At 39.2% G+C, this 4515-nt stretch carries 7 protein-coding genes and 2 pseudogenes; 7 read left to right on the top strand and 2 right to left on the bottom strand.

What is annotated here, in order from left to right; genetic code table 11:
* From H6G97_RS46215 to H6G97_RS46200, 4 genes and pseudogenes are all read left to right on the top strand, one after another.
* Nucleotides 1-243 (top strand): annotated as a pseudogene (locus H6G97_RS46215) (ERF family protein); the annotation flags it as partial.
* Nucleotides 244-301: 58 nt separating this feature from the next.
* Nucleotides 302-535, top strand: a complete 234-nt coding sequence (locus H6G97_RS46210; RefSeq protein ID WP_206759173.1) for a hypothetical protein — start codon at nucleotides 302-304, stop codon at nucleotides 533-535.
* A gap of 215 nt (nucleotides 536-750) precedes the next feature.
* Entirely contained in the window at nucleotides 751-945 is a 195-nt protein-coding gene (locus tag H6G97_RS46205) for a hypothetical protein (RefSeq protein WP_190947116.1), read from the top strand.
* 205 nt (nucleotides 946-1150) lie between these two features.
* On the top strand, nucleotides 1151-1492 hold the full coding sequence (locus H6G97_RS46200; RefSeq protein ID WP_190947115.1) for a hypothetical protein: 342 nt from the start codon (nucleotides 1151-1153) through the stop codon (nucleotides 1490-1492).
* A gap of 237 nt (nucleotides 1493-1729) precedes the next feature.
* On the opposite strand, the gene H6G97_RS46195 is transcribed toward H6G97_RS46200, so the two are convergent.
* Both H6G97_RS46195 and H6G97_RS46190 read right to left on the bottom strand, forming a co-directional pair.
* The gene (locus tag H6G97_RS46195) at nucleotides 1730-1957 is read right to left on the bottom strand and encodes a hypothetical protein (protein WP_190947114.1); all 228 of its coding nucleotides are present in this window, start codon (nucleotides 1955-1957) and stop codon (nucleotides 1730-1732) included.
* Nucleotides 1958-2292: 335 nt separating this feature from the next.
* Entirely contained in the window at nucleotides 2293-2679 is a 387-nt protein-coding gene (locus tag H6G97_RS46190) for a hypothetical protein (protein ID WP_190736402.1), read from the bottom strand.
* 397 nt (nucleotides 2680-3076) lie between these two features.
* Between H6G97_RS46190 and H6G97_RS46185 the strand changes: the two genes are divergently transcribed.
* The 3 genes and pseudogenes from H6G97_RS46185 to H6G97_RS54225 all read left to right on the top strand — a co-directional run.
* Complete coding sequence (locus H6G97_RS46185) at nucleotides 3077-3322, top strand: hypothetical protein (RefSeq protein WP_190947113.1); 246 nt, start codon at nucleotides 3077-3079, stop codon at nucleotides 3320-3322.
* Nucleotides 3323-3545: 223 nt separating this feature from the next.
* On the top strand, nucleotides 3546-3986 hold the full coding sequence (locus H6G97_RS46180) for a hypothetical protein (protein ID WP_190947112.1): 441 nt from the start codon (nucleotides 3546-3548) through the stop codon (nucleotides 3984-3986).
* A gap of 41 nt (nucleotides 3987-4027) precedes the next feature.
* Nucleotides 4028-4515, top strand: a pseudogene (locus tag H6G97_RS54225) (hypothetical protein); the annotation flags it as partial.

Below are 4515 nucleotides of genomic sequence, written 5' to 3'. Positions count from 1 at the left end.
GTTAAGGAATGGCTGCATTCCCGAAATGTTACGAGTCCGAGTGAGCTTGATTCTCTTCAAATTGATGAATTAGTAAAGACTATGTGTTTGGCTTGGGCTGGGAATAAGTTTGGGCATCCAAATCATGCTGCTAACTCTTATGAGAAATATGTAGTTGACGCTGTAGCACGAGGGGTAGATGAAACAACAGCAATCAGCGACTGGATGGAAGGAGCGCTTGCACAATTGCCTGAACTGAATTGAAAAGGTAAATCATACTTCAAACTAGGGGGTAAAGAAAAAGATGAACCTTTGGTCAAGAATGGATTTAATTGCATTAACAAATGAACGCTTTTTAGGAGACTTTTACGATTTTATTTCTGATTACGATGGCGGATGGATGATTAAGTTGTTCTATCTGATTAAAGTAAATGTTGCTCTCTGGTTTGGATGGGAGTCAACTTCAATTCGCAATTCGCAATTTGTTTCATCAGTCGGGCTTAAACTCACTACTCATTTAAGACCGCTGTTTTTTTGGGATCAGTGGTGGATTTAGACCTACTAATTAACAATTAAACAATTAAATATTTTTTACATTTAATTGCGAATTTCGAATTGCGACTTGTAAATTGTAAATGACTGGAATGCCCCAGTAGGAGCTTGTGATTGGCAAGAAATCTGTACTCCCGTCAGTTTTCTAAAATGGCAATATGGTATCGGTGAAAACTCGAATTACTAACCAATAATAGGCTGTCCATTAAAGGAGTAAGAATGGCTAATCTTCCACCAATTAATTCATCTGTCAAAGTAATTGAAGCACTTACAGAAAAAGACCCAAGGTTAGGGCAAACAGGCACAGTAATTCAGTATTCAGGACACGGCATGGTTTGCGTTCATTTTCCAGATATGCCGCCTGGTCAAGGAATTTTTTTCAATCCCCATCATTTACAAATCATAGAGCCATAGTCAAGATTATGCCCAGAAAATCCACTCATTCCGCTCCTGCTGACCATTCCTCATTGTGTCTACAGTATCTCCATCTTTGTGGGGGTAGCGCTCGATTATGTCATATCAAATTCAGTCTTAGCGTGATTCAAATGCTAGTCAATCAAAGAAAAGTAAAGATTAAGAATACTGGTGCAGGGTTTTTTATTGAATTGGAGGATTCCAAATGACTAACCATAAACAAGTTGTTTACCAATCTCAATTAGACTACAAGAGTAAAATGGTTCTTCGTCGCCGTACTAGGAGAAGATTCAACCCCAGGATTTTCATCGACCGCATCATAGAAACAACTGCAATTGTCTCTCTGCTCTTAACTGGGTTTTCAGGAGTAGCGGCAATGGGGTGCTGGGGGTTGGAGATTATCGAGACTAATAATCCCAACATAATCATTTCTGGGTGGCAACAGCAGAAAAGTATTTGCTTGGGTGCAATGTTGGTAAGTTTTTCTGCCTTCTTCGGGGCTTCTTTAGTCGGAGCAAGCCTCAGTATTCAACGAAATAAATTTTAGGTAAGTTAAAGGCAATGAAAGAGTACAAAACCAAACATGGCGGCTACAAAATCGAGACTACTAGTTTGCTTTCGTGACTTGGTGCGGAAAAGGGAAAAGGGGAAAGGGAAAAGGGTAAGGGATTTAAACCCTTTCCCCCTTACCCCTGCCCTTTATCCCCACTTCGTGGGGCCCCCACCTTCCCCTTTTCCCAGCCCTCACGAGCACATTTTTGGGTTGGCAGACTACTAGTTAGATTTAATGAATGATTACTGCGTTTTTGAATTGACGAAACTCTTGATGCTCTTGGGCAAAATGATTAATTACCTCTGTTGGAGTTAGGCGTCTAACTTCTGTTTCGGATCTAATTGGTTGTAATACACAATTGATACTGCATTGAGAGTCATTAGCCTTTCTATATACATATCCTGAAATCATCCCAGGTATCCGAAAATAATCGCCTGTCCGTAATTGGGAGAAAGTCATAAGAGTTACCTACTTTTGACAACGCCAATTTTTAGATTAGCGTACTTTGCATTTAACTTAATGCATCCCAAAAGACCAATTGCATGACCTATACATTACAAAGAGAAAATATGATACCACGAAATAACTTACATCTGACTTCACAAGACAGTTGTTCTCTATGCCTGCAATATATCAAGCGTTGTGGGGGTAGCGCAAGACTCAGTAGTATTTATTTCAGTATTGGAGTAATCCAAACACTGATAAATAACAATATGGTGAAGATTACGAATACTGGTGCAGGGATATATGTGGAGTTAACCGACACATGAAAATATACCAATTTAAATACACAATTACGATAACCGCCCAATTAACTGTGCCAGAATTGCCTCAAGAGAAGCTAATGCAGCGTTCGTTGTTCTCTGGTGTTCCTCAAAGTTGCGCTGGTGCTGTTCAAAACTAAGTTGATGTTCCTCAAAGTTGTGTTGATGTTGTTCAAAACTACGTTGTAAATTTTCTGTACTTTCCCGTAATTCCAAGACAACACCATCCAGAACTGCACTACGAGCTAAAACACTGGTAGCTGTATCAATGTATGCGTCAAGCTGGGCTTGAGTATCGGCTTGCTGTCGAGCTAGGCTATCAATCTGGCTTTGAGTTTGGGCTTGCTGTTGAGCAACTCTTTCTACTAGTGCCTCAATTCTATCGAGTCTTGTTGATTGATTCGGTGTTTCGCTCATAAGTTAGTCTGTTGCTTTAACTACTATTATACAGATTTATAACTTTAACTTTCAAGTTGTTACTAGAGCAAGACTTTGAGCGTCACAATTGTTCATTATTAAAAAAATTCTATCTGGAAGAAAGTTAGATAGATATTCCCAAATTTTTAAGCCAGACTTTTTTAAATAATTATTTAATTTGATAAATCTCAAACTACAAGTCCAAATTTTAATATTTTATTATCTGAATTATTTAAGTTTTCTAACAAGTAAGTGTGTCAGGATATAGTTAGTATTTTGCTTCACAAGATCATTAGATTTCTGAAGCAGAATTGAAAGCGATCGCCCCGGACAAGGAATGCGATCGCTCCTGCCACAAAGGGCAGTAACCCCAAAACGTAACTTTGGAGCTAGAAATATGATCGCACAAACTGATGAACTAAAAGAACTTGACCCGTTAGTTTTTTGTGAAATTTGGGGATTAAGTTACGAGCAAGCTTCAGAATATTTAAATATTAGAGCCAGAACAATGACAGCGTATGCTTGTAGTAAATCTTCCAAAACTCATCGTCAACCATCTTCGAGAGTAAAAGCTTTAGCCGCAATACATCATAATAAATGGTTGAAAGAAGGTAAGAGTTTTCGCCCCGAAGGAGCTTGGTAAATATCTCACTGAAAATTTCTAAGTTATCAACAAAGTTGTCAACTTAGTAGCTTGAACCGCTTGGCGCGGTTTTTTATTATAAAAGAGCAAGGTCAATAGACAGTCAATAGACACTGGTCATTGATATCCACATGGACATCCATATTGATATCCATATTGACACTTAGATGCTACGGATATTGACTATCTTTTTGAGGCTATTGATACGGATTTGACTAAGTTCATGGAATCAGGATGGAGAAAACAACTTTTTAATCAAAAACAAAGCCAATCAGGGGTAAATCCCTTAGTTTTACCAATGTCAAAAGCGAAAGCGGCGAAAATTTTAGGTATTTGTCCCCGGACATTGGACAGTGGCATTACTATTCGTGAGTCTGAAGAACTAGAACGGATTAAAGCCGAGCAAAGGGCAGAAACCGCCGACAAAATTAACTCTCTTGGAGTTACGCCCTCATTCAGGAAGTTACGAATCAGGAACTATCTAGACTCAAAAAAATGTAACCCTAGACCTGACACTACAGGTTATTTAGAAGATGAGACAGTTTTTGTGTATGACTCAACTGGTTTATGTATTGGGCGAATTGAACAGAGGCAATGGAAATGGAAATATCGATTCAAAAATGCTTGTAAGAATTCGCCACTGTACCAAGATTCCCGTAATTGACCAAGAACATTGGAGATTGAAGATCGCAGATTGGAGATTGAATGTTTTTGGTACAAGCCCAGCAGGAAAGTGGGCGGAATAAATCTCAAATCAGAGAAGCTGCATCTCTTGTAAGTACAGTCAATTCTCTTATCTACAAGACGCTCCTACGTCGCTCTAAGCGAAGCCATGCCGCAGGCTTTACGCTACGCTATCGGCAATCTACAATTGTTCGACCTATGAAATATCTCACTCCAAACAAATCTAATTCACAACCAAAACCAGAATCATCACCACAAAAAGAGCCGAAAAAAGGAGGGAGTGACTACTTAGAATTATTAGCTCGGTGGATTGTGGCATTAATCTCGCTACCAGTCATCTTTATCTCACATATCATTGCCCAATTCGTTACCCCAGGCACACCCGGATACAAGCTCGTTGGTGCAATTGGTTTCTGGATTGGTACACTCCTTTCTACTGATAGCATCTGGCAAGTTTTATTCCAGGGAAAACCGATTTTTCCGTGGTTTGAGCAAGAATGGATCGGTTG

Origin of the sequence: Nostoc flagelliforme FACHB-838, from assembly GCF_014698065.1 — a bacterium.
Lineage (GTDB): Bacteria > Cyanobacteriota > Cyanobacteriia > Cyanobacteriales > Nostocaceae > Nostoc > Nostoc flagelliforme_B.
The sequence above is the reverse complement of the archived record's forward strand: the minus strand, read 5'-3'. Positions and strand labels throughout refer to the sequence as shown.

Bases quoted from the DNA above. Each gene is read 5' to 3' on its own strand.
- H6G97_RS46210 (WP_206759173.1), top strand. From the start codon at position 302: ATGGATTTAATTGCATTAACAAATGAACGCTTTTTAGGAGACTTTTAC.
- H6G97_RS46205 (WP_190947116.1), top strand. From the start codon at position 751: ATGGCTAATCTTCCACCAATTAATTCATCTGTCAAAGTAATTGAAGCA.
- H6G97_RS46200 (WP_190947115.1), top strand. From the start codon at position 1,151: ATGACTAACCATAAACAAGTTGTTTACCAATCTCAATTAGACTACAAG.
- H6G97_RS46195 (WP_190947114.1), bottom strand. From the start codon at position 1,957: ATGACTTTCTCCCAATTACGGACAGGCGATTATTTTCGGATACCTGGG.
- H6G97_RS46190 (WP_190736402.1), bottom strand. From the start codon at position 2,679: ATGAGCGAAACACCGAATCAATCAACAAGACTCGATAGAATTGAGGCA.
- H6G97_RS46185 (WP_190947113.1), top strand. From the start codon at position 3,077: ATGATCGCACAAACTGATGAACTAAAAGAACTTGACCCGTTAGTTTTT.
- H6G97_RS46180 (WP_190947112.1), top strand. From the start codon at position 3,546: ATGGAATCAGGATGGAGAAAACAACTTTTTAATCAAAAACAAAGCCAA.